Annotated in this window: 24 protein-coding genes and 1 pseudogene; 14 read left to right on the top strand and 11 right to left on the bottom strand. The window is 72.1% G+C overall.

All coding sequences use genetic code 11. The features are described from left to right. Positions 1-145: 145 nt before the first annotated feature. From FHR36_RS12885 to FHR36_RS39885, 3 genes and pseudogenes are all read left to right on the top strand, one after another. Positions 146-1,092 (top strand): annotated as a pseudogene (locus FHR36_RS12885) (permease). After that, positions 1,080-1,775: a TIGR03943 family putative permease subunit gene (locus FHR36_RS12880; RefSeq protein ID WP_308199303.1), complete on the top strand. Its 696-nt coding sequence runs from the start codon at positions 1,080-1,082 to the stop codon at positions 1,773-1,775. The pseudogene FHR36_RS12885 and the gene FHR36_RS12880 overlap by 13 nt, the downstream one beginning before the upstream one ends. A gap of 97 nt (positions 1,776-1,872) precedes the next feature. After that, on the top strand, positions 1,873-3,585 hold the full coding sequence (locus FHR36_RS39885; protein WP_253796515.1) for a class I SAM-dependent methyltransferase: 1,713 nt from the start codon (positions 1,873-1,875) through the stop codon (positions 3,583-3,585). Positions 3,586-3,689: 104 nt separating this feature from the next. On the opposite strand, the gene rpmF is transcribed toward FHR36_RS39885, so the two are convergent. Genes rpmF through rpmB form a run of 6 tightly spaced genes read right to left on the bottom strand, consistent with a single transcriptional unit; the run spans position 3,690 to position 7,142 of the window. Further along, a complete protein-coding gene (gene rpmF / locus FHR36_RS12870; RefSeq protein WP_253796514.1) occupies positions 3,690-3,860 on the bottom strand; it encodes a 50S ribosomal protein L32 in 171 nt (56 codons plus the stop codon). Positions 3,861-3,886: 26 nt separating this feature from the next. Continuing rightward, positions 3,887-5,053, bottom strand: a complete 1,167-nt coding sequence (locus tag FHR36_RS12865; RefSeq protein WP_407660820.1) for a GTP-binding protein — start codon at positions 5,051-5,053, stop codon at positions 3,887-3,889. Between the two features lie 38 nt (positions 5,054-5,091). Next, positions 5,092-5,370 (bottom strand): 30S ribosomal protein S18, encoded by a 279-nt coding sequence (gene rpsR / locus FHR36_RS12860; protein WP_253796512.1) that lies wholly within the window; start codon positions 5,368-5,370, stop codon positions 5,092-5,094. 31 nt (positions 5,371-5,401) lie between these two features. After that, the gene (locus tag FHR36_RS12855) at positions 5,402-6,589 is read right to left on the bottom strand and encodes a CobW family GTP-binding protein (protein ID WP_253796510.1); all 1,188 of its coding nucleotides are present in this window, start codon (positions 6,587-6,589) and stop codon (positions 5,402-5,404) included. Between the two features lie 11 nt (positions 6,590-6,600). Next, positions 6,601-6,906, bottom strand: coding sequence for a 30S ribosomal protein S14 (gene rpsN / locus FHR36_RS12850; protein ID WP_253796509.1), 306 nt, complete (start codon positions 6,904-6,906; stop codon positions 6,601-6,603). Next, on the bottom strand, positions 6,906-7,142 hold the full coding sequence (rpmB, locus tag FHR36_RS12845; RefSeq protein ID WP_253796508.1) for a 50S ribosomal protein L28: 237 nt from the start codon (positions 7,140-7,142) through the stop codon (positions 6,906-6,908). Before rpmB ends, rpsN begins: the two co-directional genes overlap by 1 nt. 163 nt (positions 7,143-7,305) lie before the next feature. On the opposite strand from rpmB, the gene rpmG reads away from it, so the two are divergent. Further along, the gene (gene rpmG, locus FHR36_RS12840; protein ID WP_253796507.1) at positions 7,306-7,470 is read left to right on the top strand and encodes a 50S ribosomal protein L33; all 165 of its coding nucleotides are present in this window, start codon (positions 7,306-7,308) and stop codon (positions 7,468-7,470) included. A 23-nt stretch (positions 7,471-7,493) separates the two neighbouring features. Beyond that, complete coding sequence (locus FHR36_RS12835; RefSeq protein WP_253796506.1) at positions 7,494-7,763, top strand: type B 50S ribosomal protein L31; 270 nt, start codon at positions 7,494-7,496, stop codon at positions 7,761-7,763. 215 nt (positions 7,764-7,978) lie between these two features. Here the strand turns inward: FHR36_RS12835 and FHR36_RS12830 are convergent, their stop codons facing one another. From FHR36_RS12830 to FHR36_RS12815, 4 genes are read right to left on the bottom strand one after another with little or no spacing between them, the layout of a single operon-like run. Next, entirely contained in the window at positions 7,979-8,281 is a 303-nt protein-coding gene (locus tag FHR36_RS12830; RefSeq protein WP_253796505.1) for a hypothetical protein, read from the bottom strand. A 13-nt stretch (positions 8,282-8,294) separates the two neighbouring features. Next, the gene (locus FHR36_RS12825; protein WP_253796504.1) at positions 8,295-8,615 is read right to left on the bottom strand and encodes a hypothetical protein; all 321 of its coding nucleotides are present in this window, start codon (positions 8,613-8,615) and stop codon (positions 8,295-8,297) included. A gap of 22 nt (positions 8,616-8,637) precedes the next feature. Then, on the bottom strand, positions 8,638-9,498 hold the full coding sequence (locus FHR36_RS12820; RefSeq protein WP_253796502.1) for a DUF3592 domain-containing protein: 861 nt from the start codon (positions 9,496-9,498) through the stop codon (positions 8,638-8,640). Positions 9,499-9,501: 3 nt separating this feature from the next. Beyond that, entirely contained in the window at positions 9,502-10,599 is a 1,098-nt protein-coding gene (locus tag FHR36_RS12815; RefSeq protein ID WP_253796501.1) for a hypothetical protein, read from the bottom strand. 210 nt (positions 10,600-10,809) lie between these two features. Between FHR36_RS12815 and FHR36_RS12810 the strand changes: the two genes are divergently transcribed. Beyond that, positions 10,810-12,612 (top strand): cholesterol oxidase substrate-binding domain-containing protein, encoded by a 1,803-nt coding sequence (locus FHR36_RS12810; protein ID WP_253796500.1) that lies wholly within the window; start codon positions 10,810-10,812, stop codon positions 12,610-12,612. 15 nt (positions 12,613-12,627) lie between these two features. On the opposite strand, the gene FHR36_RS12805 is transcribed toward FHR36_RS12810, so the two are convergent. Then, positions 12,628-14,667 (bottom strand): radical SAM protein, encoded by a 2,040-nt coding sequence (locus tag FHR36_RS12805; RefSeq protein ID WP_253796499.1) that lies wholly within the window; start codon positions 14,665-14,667, stop codon positions 12,628-12,630. Between the two features lie 324 nt (positions 14,668-14,991). Here FHR36_RS12805 and FHR36_RS12800 point away from each other — a divergent pair, with 324 nt between their 5' ends. The 8 genes from FHR36_RS12800 to FHR36_RS12765 all read left to right on the top strand — a co-directional run bounded on the left by FHR36_RS12800 (position 14,992) and on the right by FHR36_RS12765 (position 25,374). Next, complete coding sequence (locus FHR36_RS12800) at positions 14,992-16,056, top strand: LLM class flavin-dependent oxidoreductase (RefSeq protein ID WP_253796498.1); 1,065 nt, start codon at positions 14,992-14,994, stop codon at positions 16,054-16,056. A gap of 26 nt (positions 16,057-16,082) precedes the next feature. Then, positions 16,083-16,250, top strand: a complete 168-nt coding sequence (locus tag FHR36_RS12795) for a thiomuracin/GE37468 family thiazolyl RiPP peptide (protein WP_253796497.1) — start codon at positions 16,083-16,085, stop codon at positions 16,248-16,250. A 58-nt stretch (positions 16,251-16,308) separates the two neighbouring features. Beyond that, a complete protein-coding gene (locus FHR36_RS12790) occupies positions 16,309-16,476 on the top strand; it encodes a thiomuracin/GE37468 family thiazolyl RiPP peptide (protein WP_253796496.1) in 168 nt (55 codons plus the stop codon). Between the two features lie 120 nt (positions 16,477-16,596). Next, on the top strand, positions 16,597-18,567 hold the full coding sequence (locus FHR36_RS12785) for a hypothetical protein (RefSeq protein ID WP_253796494.1): 1,971 nt from the start codon (positions 16,597-16,599) through the stop codon (positions 18,565-18,567). After that, entirely contained in the window at positions 18,560-20,209 is a 1,650-nt protein-coding gene (locus tag FHR36_RS12780; protein ID WP_253796492.1) for a TOMM precursor leader peptide-binding protein, read from the top strand. Before FHR36_RS12785 ends, FHR36_RS12780 begins: the two co-directional genes overlap by 8 nt. Further along, on the top strand, positions 20,206-21,762 hold the full coding sequence (locus tag FHR36_RS12775; protein ID WP_253796491.1) for a SagB family peptide dehydrogenase: 1,557 nt from the start codon (positions 20,206-20,208) through the stop codon (positions 21,760-21,762). The genes FHR36_RS12780 and FHR36_RS12775 overlap by 4 nt, the downstream gene beginning before the upstream one ends. Further along, positions 21,759-24,407: a lantibiotic dehydratase gene (locus FHR36_RS12770; RefSeq protein ID WP_253796490.1), complete on the top strand. Its 2,649-nt coding sequence runs from the start codon at positions 21,759-21,761 to the stop codon at positions 24,405-24,407. Before FHR36_RS12775 ends, FHR36_RS12770 begins: the two co-directional genes overlap by 4 nt. Next, positions 24,400-25,374, top strand: coding sequence for a lantibiotic dehydratase C-terminal domain-containing protein (locus tag FHR36_RS12765; RefSeq protein WP_253796488.1), 975 nt, complete (start codon positions 24,400-24,402; stop codon positions 25,372-25,374). Before FHR36_RS12770 ends, FHR36_RS12765 begins: the two co-directional genes overlap by 8 nt. Positions 25,375-25,376: the final 2 nt, after the last annotated feature.

Here is a 25,376-nt window from a genome sequence, read left to right as displayed (position 1 = left end):
TCACCATCCACCCGTAGGAAAAAATGAAAACCATTGCCAAACCTTGACCTCGGCCGCGTCGGACAGGCCTTAGGCTCCGGTGCTCGTGGACAAGGAGACGGCCGGTTCGAGCGAGGCGGTGTGGCGTCTGCTGCGCGCGCTGGTGATGACGGTGGTGGGCGGGTTCGCGCTGCTGGCCATCGGCAGCGCCGGCCTGATGGCCGCACCCGATCTCCTGGGCTGGGTCGAGGACCCCGCCTTCGAGGCCTGGCGGACCGTGCTCGCGCCGTCGTCCTGCAGAGCATGCCGTTCCTGCTGCTCGGCACGGTGGTGTCGGCCACGATCGGCGCCTTCGTCCCCGACCGGCTGCTCAGCCGCGTACTGCCCCGCAACCCGGCGGCCGCCGTCGTAACGGCCGGCGCGGCCGGGGTCGTGCTGCCCGGCTGCGAGTGCGCCTCGGTACCGGTGGCCGGAAGCCTGATGCGGCGCGGAGTGACTCCCGCCGCCGCCCTGGCCTTCCTGCTCTCGGCACCCGCGATCAACCCGGTGGTGCTGGTGGCGACTTCACTGGCCTTCCCGGGCCATCCCGCGATGGTGATGGCACGGTTGGTCGCCTCGCTCGTCACCTCGGTCACGATGGGCCTGCTCTGGCTCGGCGCCGGGCGCACCGAGTGGCTTCGGACACCGAGCGTCGGGAAGCAGCACGAGGGCGGACGCCTGGTGGCGTTCCGACGCGGCCTGCAGCACGACTTCCTGCACGCAGGCGGCTTCCTGGTGTTCGGCGCGGCAGCGGCCGCCACCTCCAACGTGGCCGTTCCGCCACCCCTGCTGGAGACCTTCACCGGCTCGCCGCGGCTGTCCGTCCTGCTGCTCGCCGTACTCGCGGTGGCCTTGTCGATCTGCTCCGAGGCCGACGCGTTCGTCGCCGCGTCGCTCAGCGGCTTCTCGTCCACCGCCCGACTCGCCTTCATGGTGGTCGGCCCGATGGTCGACCTGAAACTGATCGCCCTCCAGGCCGGCACCTTCGGCCGTGCCTTCGCGGTCCGGTTCTCGACCGCGACGTTCTGCGTAGCGGTGCTGTGCAGCGGACTGATCGGGGCGTGGCTGCTGTGAGACGGCACGCCTCGGCCCTGCTGCTCGTACTGACCGGCGCCGCGCTGCTGCGGGTCAGCCTGCTGAGCGACCTCTACCTGCGGTACGTCAAGGAGGGGCTGCGGCCCCTGCTGATCGCCTCGGGCGCGGTGCTGCTGCTGCTCGGACTGGTGTCCGTCCTGGCCGGCGACGGACGACGCGATCCGCAGCACCGGCCGCGATCCGCCTGGCTGTTGGCACCGCCGGCCGCCATGCTGCTGATCTTCGCTCCGCCCGCGCTCGGCTCGTACACCGTCGCCCACGACGGGTCCGGCGCGATCGCCAGGCGCACCCACTTCTCCGCGCTCCCCGATCAGGGCACCCTCGACCTCACCCTGACCGACTTCACCGCCCGAGCCGCCTGGGACGACAGCCACTCCCTCGCCGGCCGCACCGTCCGGCTCACCGGCTTCGCCGCACCCGCCGCCGACGGCACCTGGCAGCTCAGCCGGGTCATCGTCACCTGCTGCGCGGCCGACGCCCGCACCCTGAAGGTCGCGATCCACGGCATCACCGCACCGCCGGCCGACACCTGGGTCACCGTCACCGGCGTCTGGCGGCCGACCTCCGGCCGGTCCGCGCCCGGACTCGACGCCACCGCACTGACGCGGATCCCCCAGCCGCGCAACCCCTACCGGGACACGATCCAGCCCGTGCTGCCGTGAGCTCCGCGCCCGCAATCAGACATGAAAACCATTGTCTCCAAGTCCGCTCCTGTGATTCAGTGGTCCCGCTTCCGCCGCCGAGCCCGGAGTTGACGCCGTGTCCTACACCCATCCGCTGCTGCGCGCCCTCCGCGCGCTCGGCGACCGACCCGCCCTGATGACGGCCGAGGGCCGGCCCGTCAGCGGCAACGCCCTGCTGCGGGGCAAGGTGCCGGAGGGGCTGGCGGAGGCGGTGGCCGGACGTGTCGCACACCTGCCGGCCTTCCCGACCCGCGGGTCCGATCCGGCCGAGCGGCGGCTGCGCCACTGGGCGGGCATCCTCGGCCCACCGCCCATCCGGCACACCGTGGCCTACCCGGTCAGCGAGCTCGCGGTGGATCTCGCGCTCGCGACCGTCCTTGCCGGCGGCACCGTGATCTGCGGCGAGCCGGACCAGTCGCCCTCCCACGTCCTCGCCCGGCTGGCCGGATCGAGGACGACCCACCTGAGCCTGCCGTCCGACCTGCTGTGGCGCCTCGTCCGCGTGTCCGGCCTCCACGCGAACGACCTGAGCAGGCTGCGGCGAGTGGTGCACATCGGCCCCGAACCCCGGCAGGAGGACGTGTACGCCGCCGTCGATGCCCTGGGGGCGGTCGTGGCGCACGTTCGCGAGCCGCACACCGGGCCCGAGGCGGCCGACACCACCCTCCACACCGTGACGGCCGCCGCCGCGGCCCAGGCGTGGAAGCACGGCATCGGGATCTCCGCCGAGCAGGCCCGCACCTTCACCGAACGGCTGGAGGCGGCCGTCCTCGCCTCGATGCTGATCGCGCTCCAGCACCGCGGCGTCCTGACGGACCCCGCCCGGGACCACACTCTCACCGACATCCTCGACGCGGCCCGGGTCACGTCGGAGTACCGGCCGCTGGTGGAACGGTGGCTCGAGGTCCTGGCCGACCACGGCCTGATCACCAGTGACGGACGGCTCCACCGCGCCCGCATACCGGTCGAGCCCGCCGCGATCGCCACGCTCTGGAAGCTGGCCGCCGACGCCTGGACCGGCCACCTCGGCTCGGCGACCGTCATCGATTTCCTCCGCCGCTGCGCCGAGCGCCTGCCCGCACTGCTGGCCGGCGAGCGCCGGGCGGCCGATCTGCTCCTCCCCAAAGGCAGCATGCGGATCGCGGACGCCTTCGGGCGGCAGACAGCGACCGGCCGCTACTTCACCACCGCACTGACCACCACGCTACGGGACATCGCGCTCGCCCACTCCGGACCCGGTCCACTGCGGGTCCTGGAGATCGGCGCCGGCACCGGCCACACCACCGCCGCGATCGCGACCGCCCTCGCCGCCGAGGGCAACCCCGGGCCCGCCGTCGACTACCTGTGCACCGACGCCTCCGAACTCCTGCTCGCCGCAGCCCGGTCACGGCTGGCGAGGCACGCCCGGGTGCGCTGCGCCCTCTTCGACCTGCACGGCGAGCCCGGCGAGCACGGCCCCCGGCCCGGCTCCTTCGACGTGATCGTCGCCACCGGGGCACTCGGCGACTCCCCCGACCCCGGGACCACGGCCCGCCGGCTCGCCGCGCTGCTCGTCCCGGGGGGCTGGCTCCTGCTCACCGAGCCGATCCTCGAACCGTACGAGGCGCTGATCTCACGTGTGTTCCTCCACCCGGTCGCGCGGTTCGGCTCCGGCTCCCCTGCCGCGTCCCGCGACCGATGGCTCGACGCGCTCGCCGGCGCCGGAATCGGCACGGTTCTCACGCTGCCCGACGAGAACCATCCGTTGACGCTCCTCGGCCGGCAGTTGTTCACCGCCCGGGTGCCGTAGCCGACGTCCGAAGTCGGTCGAGCACTCCCGGATCCCGACCACCAGCGGGCTGCCGAAACGGCAGCGGGGCCGCAGCCCTGGGCTGCGGCCCCTCCCTGGTGTTCCTACGGCTCCGGCGTCAGCAGTCCCCGCTCATAGGCGCGGACCAGTCGGCGCGGCACCAGGTGCTCGCGGCCGTTGACGGTGACCGGCACGAGGTCCGGGGTGCTCGCCTTCCACTGCGCGCGCCGGTGCCGGGTGTTGCTCCGGGACATCTTCCGCTTGGGTACGGCCATGGTGGGCTCCTTCTGAGGTCTGGGTCCTACGCCAGGTGGGCGTGGTCGTGATCGCGCTGGGAGTGGTGCGCGTCCCACGCGGGAAACGGGTCGTCGAGGGTGGTCCAGACGGCCGGTCCGGCGGCATGTTCGAGGTCGTCCAGCAGGCAGTGGGCGAGCGCGGCGCGCAGCCCGTCCTTCCGGAGTCCGGTGCCGATGAACACCAACTCCTGTCCGCCCTCGTGCTGTTCGGAGTCGGCGAGGCGCACACCGGAAGGCTCGAACCGGGCGACCGCACCGGCCTGGGACCACAGTCCGGTGACGGTCGGCCGGGAGGCCAGCCAGAAGAACCCCTTGGAGCGCAGCACCGAGCCGAACTCCCCGGCATCCAGGCGCCGACTCACCAGCTCCCAGAGCCGGCCCGGATGGAAGGGCCGGTCGGCGCGGTAGACCAGGCTGCCGATGCCGTACTCCTCGGTCTCCGGCACGTGGTCACCGTTGAGCTCGGCCACCCAGCCCGGCGCCTCCTGCGCCCGGGTCAGGTCGAACAGGCCGGTGCCGAGCAGATCGGCGGGAGGGACGCGGCCACCGGTCGCCCGCACGATCCGGGCGGCGGGGTTGAGCCGGCCCAGTGCCGCGGCCAACCGGTCCGCCTCCTCGGCGGACACCAGGTCGGTCTTGTTGAGCACGAGGACGTCGGCGAACTCCACCTGCTCGATCAGCAGGTCGCTGACGGTACGGTCGTCGTCCTCGTACTGGTCGAGTCCGCGCGCGGTCAGCTCGTCGCCACCGCGAAGTTCGGGCAGGAAGTTGGCAGCGTCGACCACGGTGACCATGGTGTCCAGCCGGGCGACGTCACCGAGTCTGGCGCCGTCGTCACGTTCGAACGCGAAGGTGGCTGCGACCGGCATGGGCTCGGAGATGCCGCTGGACTCGATCAGCAGGTAGTCGAAGCGGCCTTCCCGCGCGAGCCGGTCGACCTCCTCCAGCAGGTCGTCGCGCAGGGTGCAGCAGATGCACCCGTTGGTCATCTCGACCAGCCGCTCCTCGGTCCGGGACAGAGCCGCCCCACCGTCGCGGACCAGTGCGGCGTCGATGTTGACCTCGCTCATGTCGTTGACGATGATCGCGACCCGCAGCCCGTCCCGGTTGTTCAGGACGTGGTTGAGCAGCGTGGTCTTCCCCGCGCCGAGGAAGCCCGAGAGCACGGTCACCGGGAGCCTGGCCGGCGCAGCGGTCGGCGGCGATCCCGTCACCGGTCGGCCTTTGCCCTGGAGGCGTACGGCAGCAGTGCCATCTCGCGGGCGTTCTTGATGGCGCGGGCCATGGCCTTCTGCTGCTGGACGGTCAGGCGGGTGACCCGGCGGCTGCGGATCTTGCCGCGGTCGGAGATGAACTTCCGATGGGGGCACCCCCGGCCGAAGGCTGGGGGAAGGGTGGTGTCCTTGTAGTCGACGTACGTGATGCCCGCCTCGATCAGGGGGTTGGGGCGGGGCTTGGCCGGCCGTGCGGGGCCGGGGCGCTTGGCCATCTCGGGTCCTTCGTTCGGTTCGGGCAGGTGATCAGGAGACGGGTTCGAGCAGATCCTCGAACGCGTCCGGCAGCGCCTTCCAGCCCTGTTCACCCGCCAGCAGTTCGGCGTCGGTGAGCAGGCAGGAGTCGAGCAGTTCGACGATCCCGTCGGCGTCCAGGCCCACGGCGGTGAAGCTGAGCTGCTGGACCCGGTCGCCGTGCAGGGGGTGCCAGTCGAGCGCGGCGGCAGCCCGGCGCGCGGGCGGGTAGAGCTCCCAGGCCGCGTCGGGCAGCGAGGCCAGCCAGGGCCCGCACTCCTCGACCGCCAGGTTGGCCCCTGCGGCGTCCCAGGCCAGCATCAGGTCGGGGCGGTTGGCCAGCCAGAACCGGCCGCGGCTGCGCTGGGCGGCGGGAACCAGCAGCTCCAGGGCCTCATACAGCCGCCCGGGGTGCAGCGGTCTGCGTCGCTCCCACACCACCGTGGCCACGCCCGCCTCGTCGTGCTGCTGCGGCAGCAGCGCGAGCGCCGGGTTGACCCGGTCGCGGGCGGCCGCGACATCGAAGCCGCCGAGCGCCACGCGGATCAGCTCGCCCGTGCCGAGGCGCACGGTCCGCGCGGTCGGGTGCAGTTGACCGAGGACGGCGAGCCCGGCCCGCCGTTCCGGGGTGTCACCGTCCCGGCCGGCCCGCGGGACGGCCAGCACGGCGGCGTACTCGATCTGGTGGGCCAGCGCCTCGGCGCAGGTACGGGCGTCGTCGGCGCAGGTGTGCAGGCCGTGCTCGACCAGGTCGTCGGAGACGGACAGCTCGCCGACCACCCGCAGCGGGTCCACGGCCGTGACCACGCCGGCGAGTTCGACCACCTCGTGCAGGCAGCGGCCGTCCACCTCGCCTCCGGCGATCAGCTCGACGGCCGGATGCGGGTCACTTCCTCCCCACAACTCGACTATGACCAAACCGATTTGACCATCCTCGGCGATCCCCAGCAGCTCCGGCAACAGGTCCTCGCGCAGAGCGCAGCAGGGGCAGTTGTTGGTGAGCTCGACCTCAGCCCGACCGAACACGCGCTCGCCGTCGCGAATTTCACGGTGGACGGTGCCCTGCGAGGCGGCGCGCAGGTCGTGGTGGAGCACGACCGCGTCCACGCCACCGGCCAGCAGCTCGTCCACCACCCGGCGGCGGACATCCTCGTGCAGCCCGGCCACCACGACGACCGGGAGCTTCACGTCATCGGACACGAGGTCCCCCTTCACCAGCTGGACTTGCGGACGCCGGGCAGCTGCCCGGCATGGGCCATGACTCGGAGGTTGATCCGGGACAGGCCGAAGGCACGCTGGTAGCCGCGCGGCCGGCCGTCCACGCTGTCGCGGTTGCGCACGCGGGTCGCGCTGGCATCGCGCGGCTGGCGGGCGAGCCCGCGCTGGGCGGCGGCCCGCTCCTCGGGAGTGCTCGACGGGCTCGCGACGACCTTCTTCAGCTCGGCCCGCCGCTCGGCGTACCGGGCGACGACGGCACGGCGCTTCTCGTTCTTCGCCACCTTGCTCCGCTTGGCCATCAGACCTTCTCCCCACGGGCCCGGATCCGGCTGACAGCGGCCTCGATGCCGATCGCGTCGACGGTCTTCAGGCCCTTGGCGCTGAGCGTGAGACGCACGAAGCGGCCTTCGCTGGGCAGCCAGTAGCGCTTGCGCTGGATGTTCGGGTCGAAGCGGCGGCGGGTGCGGCGGTGCGAGTGCGAGATCGCATTGCCGAACCCCGGCTTGCGACCGGTCAGTTGGCAGTGAGCAGACATCGGGGGACTCCATGTGCGGCGGGTGCGGGCGTGCAAGGGCTGCGCATCCCGGGACAGGCGGGACGGCCCCGGGATGCGCTCCCCACAGTAGCCTAGATGAAAACGGATTTCATTTTGCTATAGTGATGCCATCCCCCGCCCAACCAACCCCAGAGAGGACCTCATGGCCCGCAACGAACTGCGCCCGATCATCAAGCTCCGCTCCACCGCCGGGACCGGCTACACCTACGTGACCCGCAAGAACCGCCGCAACGACCCCGACCGGCTGGTCCTGCGCAAGTACGACCCGATCGTCAAGCAGCACGTCGACTTCCGCGAAGAGCGCTGACCAATCCCCTGGAGGCACACCCCATGAAGCCCGGCATCCACCCCGAGTACCGCCCCGTCGTCTTCCGCGACAAGTCCGGCGGCCTCGCCTTCCTCACGCGCTCGACCGCCACCAGCACCCGCACGATCGAGTGGGAGGACGGCAACACCTACCCCGTCATCGACGTCGAGATCTCCTCGGCCAGCCACCCCTTCTACACCGGCACCGCCCGCGTCCTGGACACCGCCGGCCGCGTCGAGCGGTTCCAGCGCCGGTACGGCCACACCGGCACGGGGCGTGGATCGACGAGCTGACAGCACGCCAACCCGGTCGGTGCGCCGGGGATGAGTGAGATGACCCCGCAGAGCAAGCGGGGTCGTTGCCCGCAACCGTGCTCGGCGGCCTCGCCGGCGGCATACGCACTGCCGATCGTCGCGGTGGGCGGCGCCGTGGTCCTGACCACGACACTCGGTGCGCCGGTGACGCCGCCGGCCGTCGGGCTGCTGCATTTCGGACAGTTGACGCAAAATCATGGCCACTGCGACACAATCTTGGTGCGCTCCTGCCGCCCCGCGACTGGCGCGCCTACGTGCCGTACCTCTCTTCCCAGCGCTCCGGGCAGGGTCGGCACACACCCGTAGATCGGTTCGCCCAGGTCCTCGGCGATCCCGAAGTGCAGCCGGGTCCGGCCCCCTCGACGCGCCTCGGCGTACACCGTCACCCGGGCCGGCGGGTAGCGGTACGGCCCGATGACGTTACTGCGCCGGAAGACCTCGACGATCCCCCGGTCGACCTGGATGTACACGCGCTCGTGCTGGAACACCTTCGGCACCGCCTGATCCAGGTCAGACCACCCTCCGGTCGGCGAGCGCGGCCACCTCGGTGAAGTACGCGCGGAACAACGGCTCGTCATCGGGCGGCACCTGGAACGCGGGCGAGGTGCTGTACCAGAAGGCGGCCCGGTCGGTGCCGTAGAGCGCAGCGTCCGGATCACGTACGGTGCCGATGAGCAACGTGCCGGGCCGGTCGGGCTTCTTGTAGTGCACCAACGCCCCGAGCCACCGCAGCGGCACCCTCAGCTCGGAACCACGCGGGCCGAACAGCTCGAACACCCCCCGGTCCACGCGCAGATGCAAGTCCTCGTAGTCGAACGTGAACGGATCCATGGCGGGAACATAGCCCGCCGTGTCACAGCGCGACCACCCCCACCACGGCCGCCGCTGCCACGACCAGCACACCCACCACGTTGACGGCCATGTCCCGCTTCCAGGAACGGCGTTCGGCCTCGACGTCCAGGGTGAGGACGGCCAGGTCGGCGGGGGCGTAGTGGATCGTGACGTCCAGGCCCTGCGATCCGGCGGGGTTCCGCAGGCCTGACTCGCAGTAGGCCGTGACAGCCCTGCCGTCGAGGGTGGTGAAGGTGACGACCGGTACCAGGCGGGTGGAGGTGTAGCCATCGTCGTCGGTGCTGACGCTCTTGAGCACGGCAACGACGCGGCCGGGTACGGCGGCCATGGCGGCCAGTTCGCCGAGACGGCGGTTCCGGTCGCGGATGTTGCCGGGCAGGTGGTACACCCCGGAGAGGGCCCACGGCCCGCAGAAGCCGAGCAGCGCCCACGGCCAGCCCCGGTCGATCGCGGCGACGACGACCAGACCGGCGTAGACGAGGAAGAGCGCGAAGTTGGGCCAACCGAGGCCGCGCCCGCCTTCGGAGCGGTGGTCGGCGAACCGGAAGTCGTGGGGTCTGCCGCGCGGGTAGTGCACGCCGATCTCCCGGCCCGTCCAGGCCACGCTGATCCTCTCGCCCGGCCCACCGTCGTTGGTGACGGTGAACTCCTCCCCGGTGGACGGGTCTTGGAACGAGACGACCACGGCTATCCCGTCCTTCGGGGAGCTTCCGTGCCGAGGCTCCCCCACCCGCTCGATCCGCCCGATCGCCCGGACCGTCCGCTGCGCCCGGGTCATCCCGGCCAGTGACAGCCCGTATCCGACCAGCGCCCACGTGCCGAACACCCCGCACCACAGCACCGGATACATGTGCCAGTCCATGGGTCAGCCTCCTGCCGAGACGCGCCGCACGACCTTGCCCTGTCCATCCGCCTCCAGATAGGCGGTGCCTTCGGGGCCGGTCACCGAGACTCTGACGGCGACCCCGCCGGTGAGGCGGTCGGCGGTGATCTGCCAGGTGCTCGGGGAGTCGACACCGAGGGTGGTGGTGGCCTCCTCCACCAGGGCGGGGACACGGTCGTAGGGCAGCGCGCGGAGGTCGAACCCCGAGGCCTGCATTCCGGTCGGCAAGAACACGACCGACAGCAGCTGTTCCTGCACGACAACGGTGAGCGCCTGGCGTGCGTCCCCACCCGTGGTGAGCGAGCCCACGGCCCGGTCCAGTTCACCCGTGTCGAGAAACGACCGGCCCGGGCCCAGGGCGACCGTTCCGGACGCCGACGACACCACTGTGGTCGACGACGTGGAGGAGACGGACGGCGGCGCGGCCGAAGGCGACTTCGCGGTGTCGTTCCGGTCGAAGAGGTCCGCGCGGAATGGCAGGACCACGACGACCGCACCGAGCAGCAGCCCGAGCAGCACGACGAAGCCGAAGGCGCGGCCCTCCGGGGGCGCGGCCACCCTGGCCGTCCCGGGCGCCGAGTCGAGGCGGGCCGAGGCCACCCGGCCCTCCCACTCCGGTGTCGGCCGCTTGACGATCCGCACCCGCCACGGCCGGTCCGGCGGGTACTGGACCACCACAACGCCGCGCGGCCGGTAGTCGGACAGGTCCACGAGGTTGATGTCCTGCGTGATCTCGACCCGGTACGCCGGCCCGTCGTCCGGCGCGACGGTGAGCTCGAACCGCACCGGTATGTCGCTCGACTCGCCCCCGACGGCCTCCAGACCCTCGATCATCGCGAGCGCCGTACAGGGCACGACCGCCGCCTCCCGGGCACGCCTCGGCACACCGGCGAGGAGGAACAGCAGTCCGTAGACCACGGGCAGGACCAACCCCGTGACGAACAGCGGCACGTTCTCGACGATCCCGCCCACGACGAGCGCGGCGAGCGACGTGCCGACCACGCCACCGGTCAGGAACCCCCGCGCGAGCGCGAGGGGTGTGCGGTGCGTGGGCGGCGGGGCGACCGTGGTGATCGTCATACTGACAATTCTGCTGGGAAGCGCCGTTTTTCGCAGGCACGTTGAAGGACCGGAGGCTCATTCCCCGGGCGGGTCGTTCGGGTGGGCCGTCCGAGCCGCATCTCGCATACCCATCACTCGTTCAGGTGGTCGATCGACGAATCCGTTCCGATCTGACGAACCGTCACTTTACGCTGTGCCCCATCTGACACACGAGCAGTTGGGGGCACCATGGGCGTCGGGGAGAGCGCCGGTCCGAGCCGGCGGGAGCTGCTGGGGCTGTCCGCCGTTCTGGGCGGCGCCGCCTGGCTGCTGCGCGGCACGATCGGGCCGGACAGCGCGTCCGCGGACCAGTCGCCCCCGCCCAGCCTGCCCGCCGGGGTGGTGCCGTACCGGCGGGTGTACCAGAACTGGTCGGGCGAGGTGCGCACTGACGAGCTGTGGACGTGCTCCCCCACCTCCCCGGAGCAGGTGGTCGCGCTGGCCGACTGGGCCCGGGCGAACGGCTGGCGGCTGCGCGCCCAGGGCTACCGGCACACCTGGGCCCCGCTCACCGTGCCCGACCGCACCCCGGCCGCCACCCGGGTGCTGCTCGTCGACACCGGCGAGCACCTGACCGGAATGTCGCTGACCGGCCCGTCCACGGTACGGGTGCAGACCGGCACCACCATGGAGGACCTGCTCGCCTTCCTCGCCGGACACGGCCTCGGGGTGGCCGCCTGCCCGGCGCCCGGCGAGCTGACCGTCGGCGGCGTACTCGCGATCGGCGGCCACGGCACCGGGGTGCCGGGCGCCGATCAGGTGCCCGGCCACGGCTACGGCACGCTGAGCAACCAGGTCACCTCGCTGACCGCCGTGGTCTGGGACGAGCCGGGCGGACGCTACCGGCTGCGCACCTTCGACCGTGCCGAGGCCGACTCGGCGGCCTTCCTGGTCCACCTCGGCCGGGCCTTCCTCACCGAGGTCGAGATCCGGGTCGGAGCCGACCGGCCGCTGCGCTGCCGCAGCCTGCTGGACATCCCGGCCGACGAGCTGTTCGCCCCGCCCGGCCGCGGCGGCCGCACCCTGGCCGGCTTCGTCGAGGAGAGCGGCCGGGCCGAGGCGATCTGGTTCCCGTTCACCGACCGGCCCTGGCTCAAGGTCTGGAGCACCAGCCCGCGGCAGCCCTTCGGCTCGCACGCCGTCCAGCAGCCGTACAACTACCCGTTCTCCGACAACATCCCCGAGCCCGTCTCCGACCTGGTCGCCCGACTGACCGGCGGGGCCTGGGAGCTGGCCCCGCTGCTGGGGCAGCTCCAGTACCTGGTCGCCCGGCTCGGCCTGACCGGCGACGTGAGCGACCTGCTGCTCTCCGGCAGCCTGCTCGGCGACCTGCTGAGCGGCGACGCCCTCACCCACCTGCTCGGCGGCGGCCTGCGCTCGGACCTGTGGGGCCCGTCCCGCACCGTGCTGCAGTACGTCCGGCCCAGCACCCTGCGGGTGACCGCCAGCGGGTACGCCGTCCTGGCCCGTCGCACCGATCTGCAGTGGGTGGTGAGCGAATTCTGCGGCTACTACCAGCAGCTGCTGAAGGAGTACCAGGGGCGGGGCGAGTACCCGGTGAACGGGCCGGTCGAGATCCGGGTCACCGACCTGGACGACCCGGCCTGGTCCGGGGTGCCGGGCGCCCTCCCGCCGCTGCTGTCGGCCCTGCGGCCGCGCCCCGACCGTCCCGACTGGGACACCGCCGTCTGGCTGGACGTCCTCACCTTCCCCACCACCCCGGGCCGGGAACGCTTCTCCCGGGACATCGAGCAGTTCCTGCTGCGCGTGTTCGACGGCAGGCGGGCCGGGCTGCGGGTCGAGTGGTCGAAGGGCTGGGCGTACACCGCGGACGCCACCTGGGCCGACCCCGAGCTGCTCCGGCGGACCATTCCGGACAGCCTGCGGGCCGGCGGCGGCCCCGGCTGGGACGAGGCCGTCGCCGTGCTCGACCGGTACGACCCGCACCGGGTGTTCGGGAACGCCTTCCTGGACGGCCTGCTGCGACCGTGATCCGGTCGTGGTCGGTCAGGCGACGGCCCCGGCCCGGTCGGGCAGGTCGAACAGCAGGTCGTGCAGCGGCCGGCCGGTGCCGTGCCAGATCGCCAGCGCGTACACGCTGATCGGGTAGTCGAGCCAGCGGTCCGGTGACCACACCGTGCCGTGCACGGTGTGGTCCTGTCCGCTCACGTCGAGACCCGACGGCACGTCACCGGCGTCGACGAGCAGGTCCCAGGCCGACCGCGGCACGGCGAACTCGGCCTCCTGGACGTCCTTGCGCAGGATTCCGCGCAGGATCGTGGTCGCCGCGAAGTCGAGCGCCAGCGCGCCGTCGAGCAGGGTGCGGTCGATCCGGTGCCCGGCGTCGGTGAGCCGGTCGCAGAGCCGGTCGACCGCTGCGCGGAGCAGGTCCGTCGTGGCGCGCTCGGTGCCGATGATGCGGCAGAGCAGCGCCTGGAAGTGCATCTCCTCGGGCACCACGATCTGGTCGCCGATGACTCTCCTGAGCAGCGCCATGTCCAGGTCCGCCGGCTCCCGGTAGGTGGCACCGATGTTGCGGGCGATCGCCCGCAGGAACGGGTCGGCGCAGTCGTCGAGCAGGAACGTCCAGAGTTCCCGGCACAGTTCGACCAGCCGGACGCCGGTGGTCGCGTGCAGGACGCGCAGCGAGCAGCGCAGCAGGATCTTCTGGAACAGCGTCATGGCCACCCGGAACTCCATGCCGCGCACCCACTCCTCGGCGGTCATGGCACTGTGCCCGATCACGACGTCGGCGACGAGTTCGGGGTTGGTGATGTCGCAGGGCATCCAGCGGGTCGCCAGCTTGTGCTCGTCCTGGAAGGACTCCCGCGAGTAGTCGGTGTTGTTCAGCAGCAGCAGCGGATAGATCACCGGCGAGCCGCCTGCGGTCAGCACCTCCTCGATGCCGTCCAGGTACGTCGTGTAGCTCTCGCCGGGCAGACCCCAGATCAGGTCCGTGTAGGTGGGGATGTCGAGTTCGCGGAACCGGGACAGCAAGCGGCGGTAGTGGTCGGTGCGGATGTTGGCGCGGTTGGCGATCTTCAGGACGTTGGCGTCGAAGGACTGCGCGGAGAGCGTGATCGCACCGGTCAGTTCGGCCTCGTGCAGCATGCTCGCGATCTGCACGATGCGCTCGTTGCCGTTCTTGGCCCAGTTGGTGCTGACGAGCATCCGCTTGTCGTAGCGCCGGCTCAGTTCCACGATCCGCTCGGCGATCTGCCGGTCCCGGGCGAGGATGCCGAAGTTCGCGTCCGCGATGAACAGCGTCGCGTCCGTGGGCATCAGCCGGATCAGCCGGTCCAGCTCGGCGAAGATCCGGTCGAGGTCGAACTGGCGCACCTTGGAGTTGGTGGCGCCGCCCCAGTAGCAGAACGAGCACTTGTACGGGCAGCCGCGGTTGGTCTCGTACACGATCATGGACGAGCCGGTGATCTCCTCGTCGGAGTACACCGGGGTGAGGATCGGCGACACGATCTGGTCCAGGTCGGTGATCCGGTCCGCGTCCGCGTTGGTGACGACGGCGCCGTCCGACCAGTGGCTGATGCCGGGGATCGTGGCGAGGTCGCCGTCGGCGAGGAACCGGTGCAGCAGGTCGCGGAAGCGCAGCTCGCCCTCGCCGTGCACCAGCACGTCCACCCAGGGCGCCTCGGCGAACAGCGGGTCCTGCTGGTGGCTGACGTCGTTGCCGCCGATCACGACGCGGCAGGCCGGCCAGCGCTCCTTGACCAGGCGGGCGAGCTCCAGGGACTGGGCCCGGTTCCAGAAGTACACGGTCAGCCCGACGACGAAGGGCTCGTCCCAGGAGTCGAGCAGCGCCGTCATCGCCTGCTCCCCGCCGCTCTGCTCCCGCACGTTGATCCGGAAGTCGTAGGCCGCGTCGATGACCGGGTCCGCCATCGCGGTCGCCTTGAGATACCCGAGGGTGACGCTGTACCGGACGCCGTGCATCGCGGTGAACTCGACGAGCTGCACCGACTTCTTCCCTGCGGGCGCCGGCGGCGGTGAGGCGGCGGCGGCGAAGTGGGTCACGTCCATGGTGGAGGTCATAGCTGCCCGTCCGTACGGAAAGAAGTCGGTTGAGGTTGACATCCCGTACGCACGGGCTCGGCTGCGCACGAGTTGCCAGCCCGAATACGGTCGCAGCGCCCGGCACACGCGTCAATAGCGCACACTTCGCATCGTAAGTATCCTCGGGGATACCTGCTCGAATACCCGACGGACGGCCGCTGATACGCGGATTGACGCCCCCTCTGGCCCGATGTAGCGTCTGCCGCGAAACACCCCGGTGGTGCCGAAAGGACCCGCGGACCGCGTGGGTGCGAACCCCAGACGTCCATCCGGTGGATATCCGGTTGCTAGGGAGTGGTATCGGTGCGCTTCGGGCTTTCCTTTCTTCCCGACTGCAAGCCGGAGATGAAATCTCCGCAGACCTATTTCAGCGACGCGCTGGAATTGTCGGTACAGGCCGAACTGGGTGGCCTGGATTCGGTCAAGATGACCGAGCACTACCTCCACCACTACGGCGGCTACTGCCCGAGTCCGCTGGGCTTCCTGTCGGCCGTGGCCGCTCGGACGAACTCGGTCCGGCTGATCACCGGTTGCGTCCTTCCGGTCTTCCACCATCCGATCCAACTGGCTGCCGAAGCCGCGCAACTGGACGCGCTCAGCGGCGGCCGGCTCGATGTGGGTTTCGCCCGGGCGTACCTGCCCGACGAGTTCGACGCGCTCGGCGTTCCGATGGACGAGAGCAACGACCGCTACCGCGAGACCATTCGCGCGGTGCGGCGGATCTGGACCGAGGAGAACGTCACCGAGCAGACCCCGTTCTTCTCCTACCGAGACGTGACCGGACGGCCGCGGCCCACCCAGCAGCCGCATCCGCCGATGTGGGGCGCCGCTGTCCGCACGCCGGAGAACTTCGCCTGGCTGGGCACGGAGGGGCTCGGGCTGCTGATCACCCCGATGATCTCGCCGCACGAGTTCCGCGGCCAACTCGACCTCTACCGCGACGCGTTCCAGGTCGCGCACGGCGGTTCGGGTCTGCGACCCCGGGTGGCGGCAAGCCTGCCGCTGGTGGTCGCGGAGACCGACGAGCAGGCGGAGCAGATCGCCGAAACCTACCTGCGCCGCTACCTGGACGTCTGGGCCGAGGCCGTGAGCCCGTGGGACCGGAGGGAATCCTCCGCCTACCGCGGCTACTCCGGATTCGGCTGGATGCTGCGCGGCCTCAAGCCCTCAAAGCTCTTCACCGAAGGTGGTGCGATCGTCGGATCCCCGGCCACCGTCATCGACCGGATCCGCGCGTTCAACCACCACATCGGCGGCGTCGACCAGATCCTCTGGCAGATCGATTTCGGTGCGATGCCGCTCCCCGAGGCTCGGCAGACCCTGGAGCTCTTCTGCGACCAGGTTCTGCCCGAGGTGAAATCACTGTGACTCACGCGAGAGGAGGTGTGCAAGAAATGGAGGGATTCAACGACCTGGTGCTGGACGACAGCGCCTTCGAGCTCGTGGACCTGGGCGAGGTTGTGCCCGCTTCGGTGACCGCCGGCTACGGCCTGACCGAGCTGTCCGCGTCCGGCGGTGCCAGCAGCTGCTGCTGCTGCACCCCGTGCTGCTCCTGCACCTGATCCGGTGCCGATCCGAACCACCCGTCGAATTCAAAGAAAGAAAGGAGGTGTACGAGCCATGGAGGGATTCAACGACCTGGTGCTGGACGACAGCGCCTTCGAGCTCGTGGACCTGGGCGAGGTTGTGCCCGCTTCGGTGACCGCCGGCTACGGCCTGACCGAGCTGTCCGCGTCCGCCGGTGCGAGCAGCTGCTGCTGCTGCACGCCGTGCTGCTGCTGCACCTGATCCGGTGCTGATGTTCCGGGCACACGTGCTCTAGCCGGTGCGTGCTTGTGAACGAGGACCGGGTGGCTCTCGGTCCTCCCCCTGACCCGTCATCGACGAAGGTGTGAAGAGGCAGTGGCGATGCAAGTCAATCTCGAGCTGATACGGCCGCGGCTGCGCGGGGACGTCTACGTCATGCGCGTGCCCGAGGGTGCCTACATCCGCAGCAACCTGGGCGGATCGATGCTCAAGGGAGCGTCGACCTACGAGTGGATCCAGCGGATCGCGCCGATGCTGGACGGCACCCGGACGCTGGCCGAACTGTGCGCGGCCGTACCGGAGTCCAGCCGCGAGGCGTTCGCCAGGCTCACCCTGCTGCTGATCGGCAAGGGCTACGTCAAGAACGTGCTGGAGGACCGTCCGCACACGCTGCCCGCCGCACTGGCCGAGACCTACGCGGCCAACATCGCCTTCATCGAGTACTTCACCGACTCGCCGGACCTGCGCTTCGAGCGCTACCGCGACGGCACCGTGGTGCTGGCCGGGTCCGGTCCGCTGCTGCAGGCCCTGACCAACTCCCAGTTGCGCTCGGGCGTGCGCACCGTGTCGCTGGCGCCGTTCCCCGAGTCGCCGGTGGACCGCGACCGGATCGCCGAGCACCTCGCCGCGGCCCGGGAGCAGGACCCCGAGCAGCAGGTCGCCTACCTGCCCGTCGAGGACGGGCAGGTCGACCGGCTGGCGGCCGGCGCCGCCATGGTGCTGCACGTCGCCGACCGGCCCATGATCGAACGCGCCCGGACGCTGCCGCGCAGCGCGGTCGCCGCCGGTGCCTCGTTCGCGCAGGCCGTCGTGGCGGGCGACGAGGCGTGGATCGGCCCGGTGATCGCCAAGGACGGCGATCCCACGGCCTGGGAGTCCGCCTGGCGCCGCCTGCGCGCGCTCGCCCCCGGCCTCGGCGACGCCGACCTGGGCGACGACCCGCAGGTGGAGCCGAGCGCCTTCCTGCGCGGCCCCACGGTCGCCCTGGTCGCCAACCAGCTGTGCTTCGCCGCGTTCCGCCACCTCACCGGCATCGACCAGGGCACCGGACCGAATGAGCTGGTGCGGTTCGACCTGGAGACGCTGGAGACCGTGAAGCACGCGTTCCAGCCGCACCCGCTCGCCGCGCCCGCCGCCCCGGACGACCCGGCACGGCTGGCCGCGCTGCCGGTCTCCGCGCCGGTCGACGACGAGGAACTGGCCCAGCGCGCGGTGGCGTGCGTCGATCCGCGCACCGGTGTCTTCGCCGAGGTCACCGAACGCGACTACGAGCAACTGCCCCTGTTCGTCAGCGAGGTCGTGGTCTCCGACCCCGTCGGCCTGGCCGGCGGTCCGTTCCCGGTGCACGGCTGCGGCGAGACCGTGGTGGAATCGCGCCAGCGGGCGGTCCGGCGCGCGTTCGAGCAGTACGCGGCGGTCATGGTCGACTCCCGCCGGGGCGAGCAGGTGTACGGCCTGGACGTGCTGACCGGTGAACTGGTCGCGGCCGACAGCGCGTCGGTCTTCCCCGCCGCGCGGACCGCCGCCTCCGGCCGCGACTGGCCCGAGGCCACCCGCGCCGCGGTGGTCGCGGCGGCCCACGCGAACGTCACGGCCGCACTGTCGGCCGCGACCCGCCCGCTGCCCCGGCTCGACCTGGACGGTGCGGAACTGACCCCGCGCAGCGAGCGCTACCTGAAGCTGCTGGGGATCGTCGAGGAGGCCTTCGAGATCCACGACCTGTCCGACCTGCTCGGCCTGCCCACCCTCGCATTCAGCACGCCGGCGGGCACCGTCGCGTACGCGAGCGACCTGGACGTCGCCGCCGCGCTGGAGCAGGGACTGGAGCAGACCCTGCTGGCGTACCAGTCGCGCGCCGCGGACCAGCCGGTCTACGCGCCGGCGGCCGTGCCCGACCTGCCCGCGGAGCTTCGCGGGGAGGCCGGACCGTGGCCGGAGTCGGTGACCCTCGAGGCGGTAGTGGCGCGGTTGACGCGCGAGGGCGGCCGCGTGGTCGCGGTGCCGCTCGACCACGACCCCTTCGTCGCCCGGCTGTGTCCGTTCGTGGCGCGGGCCGTGGTCGTCCATGACTGACCTGCCTCAGGTGCTGCGCGAGCCGCACCAGGTGATCGTCGGGCCGTGGCCGCCGGGCTGCCCGGAGTGCCTGCGCACCCGGCGCACCGCGGCGGCCTCGGCCGAGCGCGGCGCCGAGATGGCCGTCGGCGTCCCGGACCGGGAGCTGCCCAGCTTCCTGACGGACACCGTCGCCGGGCTGGCCTCGGCCGGGCCCGAGGCGCAGCGGTTCTGGATCGTCGACACGGCCACCCTGGCGCTGTCCCGGCACGGGTTTCTCGCCGATCCGCACTGCCCGAGCTGTTCGACCGTGCCCGACGACACCGAGCGGGGCGCGGAGATCGGCCGGGAGGCGCGGCCCAAGCTCTCGCCTGAGTCGAGCCGCGTCCGCCGGCTGGACCCGGGCGAACTCGACGCGCTGTACGTGGACGGGCAGAGCGGCCTGATCCCCTCGGTCACCTCGTACACCCAGCACGCGTTCCCGTTCACCGGGGCGCTGATGGCCGTGCCCGGTGTCGGCCTGGAGGCGGCGGGCTACGGCCGTACCAGGGACTTCACCTCCGCGCGGGCCGTCTCGGTGGCGGAGTCGCTGGAGCGGCTCGCCGCGTACGCACCGAGCCGGCGGACCGGGGTGACGGCCGGCTGGGCCGCGGTGGCCGCCGACGCGGTCGACCCCCGCTCGCTCGGCCTCTACCCCGCCGACCGGTACCGGCTCCCCGGCTTCCCCTACCGGGAGTTCACCGAGGACGCGGTGACCGACTGGGTGTGGGGGTACTCGTTCGGCCGGGGCCGACCGGTGCTGGTACCGGAGAGCTTCGTCTACTACCGGCTGCACCGGTCCGGCGGTGACCGCAGGTTCGCCTGCGAGATCTCCAGCGGCTGCGCGCTCGGCGGCTGCTACGAGGAGGCGGTGCTGCACGGCGTCCTCGAAGTCGCCGAGCGCGACGCGTTCCTGATGGCCTGGTACGCACAGACCTCGCTGCCCGAGATCGACCTGGCGACCGTGCCCGACCGCCGGATCGCGCTGGTGGCCGAGCGCATCGAGCGGCAGGGCTACCGGGTGCGCGTCTTCGACACCACGCAGGACCACGGGATCCCGTCGTTCTGGACGCTGGCCGAGGACATCACCGGAACCGGACGGCCCGCCGCCGTCTCGACCGGCGGCAGCGGGCTGCGCCCGGCCGAGGCGGTGCTGGCCGCGCTGCACGAACTGAGCCAGACCGTCGAGTACGTGGCCCTGCTCGCGCTCGACCCGGGTTGGCGCGAGCGCGCCCAGCACCTGGCCGACCATCCGGACGACGTCGTGTCGATGGCCGACCACCTGCTGTGCGCGGCGAATCCGGGCACCTTCGACCGGTACGCGTTCCTCCTCGACGACCCGCCGGTGCAGTCCTGGCAGCAGGGGTTCGAACGCCGGCACTGGCCGAGCAACACCGACATCGGCGCGGATCTCGACGAGGCCGTCCGCCGTTTCGCCGCGGCCGGCATGGACGTCGTCGCCGTAGACACCACCGCCACGGAACAGGCCTCGGGAGGCTTCAGATGCGTCAAGGTGATGGCACCCGGCTCGTTGCCGATGACCTTCGGACACACGGCCCGGCGGGTGACCGGACTGCCCCGGCTGCCCCGGGTGCGCAACCCGCACCCGCACCCGTTCCCGTGAGCGGGCCCGAGCAGGGCGTCGGCCGGGAGTTCTGGCGGGTGACCCTGGAGGACCTCGCCGAGGCGATGGAGACCCGGCAGTCGGAGTACGGCAACCCGGACGAGCCGCTGAAGTTCAAGATCTTCCGGGGCCTGCCCCGCCGTCCGCTGACCACCGCGGTACCGCGGGAGCTGACCGGGGTCGAGGCCTTCGACGAGTCGGCGCTCTCCACCCTGCTGCGGTACGGATACGGCATCTCCCGGCAGGAGTTCGACACCAACGGGACGTGGCCCTACCACCGGATGGTCGCCTCCGCGCGCTGCCTGTTCGGCGTCCAGCTGTACCTCTGCCTGGCCGACGGCGTCTATCACTACGACGCCCCGCACCACGAGCTGGTGCGCCTGCGCGACGGCGACTACCGCCGTCTGCTGGGCCTGGCCACCGCAACCGCGGGTCCGCTGCCGGAGGCCGTGATCGTGCTCTCCGGGCACTTCGCCAAGACCGCGTTCATCTACCGCGACTACGCCTACCGCCTGTGCACGCAGGAGGCCGGGCTGCTCGCCGGGAACATCGACCTGGTCGCCCGGGCCATGGGCCTGCGGGCGCACCTGCACCACCAGTTCACCGACGAGCCGGTCAACAAACTGCTCGGGCTCGACCCCGACGAGGAACCGGCCCTGCTGGTCCTGCCGCTGCACTTCGGCGAGCCCGGCATCCGGCGCGACCCGGTCTCCCGGACGGCCGCGATGCTGAGCGACGCGATCGACCCGATCGATCCGGCGGTGGTCCGCAGCGGGCTGCGGGTCGCGCGGGCCTGTCCGACGTTGACCAAGGTCAATCGCGCCTCCCTGCGCACGGACACCGCGGCCTTCGCGGCGGCCGCACCGGTCGCGCCCGGGAGGTCCGGGGTGTCCGGCGGCGCACCGCTCCAGCTGCCCGCGGCCGAGGTGCCGGAGGTGGACCTGGCGGCCGTGCTGCGCGCCCGCGACTCCGGTCCCGCGGTCTTCCGTCCGGTCCCCTCGCGGGTCGACGGGATCGAGCTGTGGGCGCGGCTGGCCCGGGCCTGTACCGGGGTCAGCAGCGATGCCGTCCCGGCCGGGTCCCCCGTCCCGCTGGAGATCTTCCTGACGGTGGGCGACCTCGACGGCATACCGCCCGGCTGCTACCGGCTCGACCGGGAGACCGGCGCACTGCACCCGGTCGACCGGGCGGGCGCCGACACCGACGCCATCACGGCGATCGAGCGCGTCAGCATCCCCGGACCGGTCTTCCACGGCCTGAACGCCGTCGTCCACCTGGTCGGCGACCGCGACTGGGCGTTCGACACGTTCGGCGACCGCGGCTACCGGGTGATCAACCAGGAGGCCGGGCTGCTCGCGCACCGGGTGTGCGTCGCGGCCGCGGCGCAGGGCCTGTCCGGACGGGTCGTCAACGCCTACAGCGCCGAGGGGGTCCGCGCGGCGCTCGGGCTCACCGAGCAGCGCCACACCCCGGTCTTCCAGATCCTGCTGGCCAGGACCGGCCCGGGCTCGCGCCTGATCGTGCCCGTCGAGCCCGAGGCGGTGGACGGATGAGCCGGCAGGCCCGATCCGGCGCGGCCCCGTCCACCACGGCGCGCTACGTGCTCGGCCCGGCCGCCGTGGTCCGCCTCGCCGGCAGTCCGCTCGCCGCACTCGACGGGCTGCGCGGCGAGCGGAGCTCGCGCACCGCGGACGACCTGGTGCGGCTCCAGGCCGAGATCGCCACCGCGACCGGCGAACTGTCGGACCGGCTCTACGCGGCGATCGGCGCCACGGGCGACGGCGAGCGGAAGGCCGGCCTCGTCGCGGTGCGCCGGGCCGTGCACCGCGGGCGGCCGGTCGATCCCGACCGGCTGGCCGGACTGCCCGCCGACCTGGTCGACCCGGTCAGCTCCTGGACGGCGCGGCTGGCCGAACGCAACCGCCTGCTGGCGGCGCTCCCCGAGCAGGTCGAACAGGACTGGGCCGCGAGCTGCGAGGCGCTGCGCGCCGCGGCCCGGCTGCCCGCGTTCCAGCTGGGTCTCGTGCACGCCAACCCGGACCTGTTCCTGGCCCTCGACAAGTGGGTCGGCACCGGCCGCGCACCGCAGCGCCAGACCGTGCTGCGCCTGGCCCAGTACCTCGCCCGCTCCGCGGCGAAGACCAGCCCGTACTCCACGTTCACCAGCAGCGGCCTGGCCGCCTGGGGCCGGGCCGACGAGCTCGTCGAGCTGTCCGGCCGGCCCGGCGAGGGGCGGTTCGCCGCCGTGACCGGGACCGAGATCAGCGTCGGCTCGCTGCACCGGATCGCCCGGGCCGTCAGTGAACGCCCGGAGGTGGTCGGCGGCTGCCGGGTCCGCCTCAACCCCAGCGCGACGGTCACCGACGGCGCGCTGGTGTTCCTCGGCCGGCGGCCGGTCGAGCACGTGCACAGCGTCGCTCTCACGCCGACCCTGAGCCGGGTGCTCGACCTGGCCGGCCACGACGTCACCTTCGACGGGCTGCGGGGCCGGCTGCTGGCCCGGGCTGCCGACGAGCGCCAGGTGGACGCGTTCCTTCACCGCCTGCTGGCCCTGGGGGTGCTGGAGCTGGTCCCGCCGCTCGCCGACCAGGCCCCGGACCCGGTGACCGACCTGCGCTCCTGGCTGCACCGGCTCAGCCGGCCCGGTCTGGAGCGGCTGGACCGTACGCTCCACGGGGTCCACGAAGCGCTGTCGGGCTACACCACGACCACCGCAGCCGGCGACCGGGTCGCCGTCCGCGAGGCCGTGGTCCGCGGTCTGGACTCGGCCCTGCGCGAGGTGGGCGACCACGCCCACCTCGACAGCCCGAAGCTGGCCCAGGAGTTCGCCCGGTACAGCTTCTACGAGAACGCGGTGCACCCCGGCACGGCCGCCGTGCTGGACCGGGGCAGCTGGCAGCCGCTGCTGGACGACCTCGACGCGGTGCGCACGCTGCTCGGGCTGATCGGTCCCGATGTGCCGTTCAAGCTCGCGCTCGGCTCGCTGTTCGAGAGCCGGTACCCGGCCGACGCGGAGGTTCCGCTGCTGGTGTTCTACCGGGACGTGCTGGCCGAGCAGTCCGCCGGCGCGTCCGCGCGCGTGTCGTGGCTGGCCCCCAGCCCGATCGCCCGCGAGGACAGCCCGGTGGCGGCCGTCCGCGAGCTGCAGCGTCTGCGGGCCGTCGGCAAGCGGCTGCTGGGCGAGCGGGCGCCCGACGGGGACGGCGTGGTCCGGGTCGATCCCGCCGAGGTGCGCGCGCTGGCCGAACAGTGGCCGGACTGGGTCCGCACCCCCACCTCCGTCGCGGTCTACTGCCAGCTCGCCGAGTCCGCACACGGCCCGGAACTGGTGGTCAACACCGTCAGTTGCGGCTTCGGTCGCGGCCGCAACCGGGTCCGGCAGGTGCTGGACGCGCTCGACCTGCACGCCGGCGCACCGCCTGAACCGGGGCTGGCCACTGGCCGTGACGAGGTGCTCTTCGCCGAGTTCGAGGCCGTGGCCCGCTCCGCGGTCAACGTGAGGAAGCCCGGTGTCCGGCTGGTCGTCGACTATCCCGGCGTGCGCAGCGTCCGGGAGGGCGAGGACCTGGTGCCCGTCAACGACCTGTACGTGCGACGCGGGGACGACGGGCTGCCGGCGCTGGTGTCCCGGCGGCTCGGCCGGCGGATCTGCCCGGTCCACCCGGGCCTCGGCGACCGGCTGCTGCCGCCCGCCGCCCGGTTCATGATCGAGGCGTTCGGCGAGTCCACCACCTGGTTCGGCCCGCAGACCGAACTCCGGATGACCGCGGACCCGCGCACCGACCGGGACGTGCGCCACCTGCCCCGGCTGATGGTGGGCAGCGTGGTGCTGCGGCGTGCCATGTGGATGACCCGCGCGGACCGGCTGCCCCGCCGTACGGACGCCACCACCGACGCGGCGTGGCTCCTGCGGCTGGCCGGCTGGCGGGCCGAACACGGCATCCCCGAGCGGTGCTTCGTCACCGTGCTCGACCCGGCCGACCTGGGCCGGGGCGGGCGCGGCCCGGGCAACGACATCAAACCGAACTACGTGGACTTCTCGAGCCTGCTGCTGCTGCTCGGGCTGGAACGCCGGCTCACCGAGCCGAGCGCGATCGTGCAGATCAGCGAGATGCTGCCGGATCCCGGCCGGTCCCGCCTCGAGCACGTCGCCGAGTACATCGTGGAACTCAACGAGCCTGGAGTCACCCATGTCTGAGCGGAGCTGGGTCAGCGCCCACCTCTTCCACCACGGCGACCAGGACACCGTGGTCGTCGGTGTCGTCGGGCCCGTGATCGAACGGCTGCGCCGGGCCGGGCAGGCCGACGGCTTCTTCTTCCTGCGCTACTGGGAGGGCGGCCCGCACGTCCGGCTGCGGGTGCGCACCCGGCCCGAGCACGATCGGGACGTCCGTGCGGTCATCGAGGAGACGGCCGCGGAGTTCTTCCGGACGTCACCGTCGCAGTCGCCGATGACCGAGGCGGACTACGCCGAGTCCGCGGCCCAACTCGCCGCGCGCGAGCGCATGCCCGACTACGACCGGGTGCTGCACCCGGACAACTCGCTCGCGTTCGTCGACTACGTGCCGGAGACCGGGGTGTTCGGCACCGGCCCGGCCCTGGCGGCGGTCGAGAAGCAGCTCATGGCGTCCAGCGCGCTGGCGCTCGAACTGATCGCCCGCGGTCGCACCCCGGGCGGGCGGGCTGCGGACGCCTTCGCCATGCTGGCCGCCAACCGCACGCTGTTCACCGACATCCTGCCCGAACTCGCCTATCAGGCCCGGTTCATGTCGGAGAGCGGCGGCGCGGCGGAGCTACTGGAGTCGCCGGGGTTCGAGCGGTACTTCGAGGCCAACAAGGCCCAGCTGCGGGCGGGCCTGGAGTCGGTGTGGGCCGCGACCCGGGGCGCCACCCCGCCGGACGCGTCCGTGGTGGGCAGCTGGCTGGCGACCGTACGGGAGCTCGACGAGGCCCTGGCCGACGCACCGTCACTGCCCGGACCGGACGGCTACCCCGCCGCCGACGCCCCGGCCGACGTGCTGGAGCACATCAACCGCCTGGTGCCGCAGCTGATCGTGGAGCGGTGCGCGCACCTGATGTGCAACCGGCTCGGCATCGCCCCGGCCCAGGAGTCCCACCTGCGGCTGCTGCTGACCAGGACCGCGTTCGACCTCTGCGTGGTGTGAGC

Origin of the sequence: Kitasatospora cinereorecta (assembly GCF_024172095.1) — a bacterium.
Lineage (GTDB): Bacteria > Actinomycetota > Actinomycetes > Streptomycetales > Streptomycetaceae > Kitasatospora > Kitasatospora cinereorecta.
This window is presented reverse-complemented; position numbering and strand designations above follow the sequence as displayed.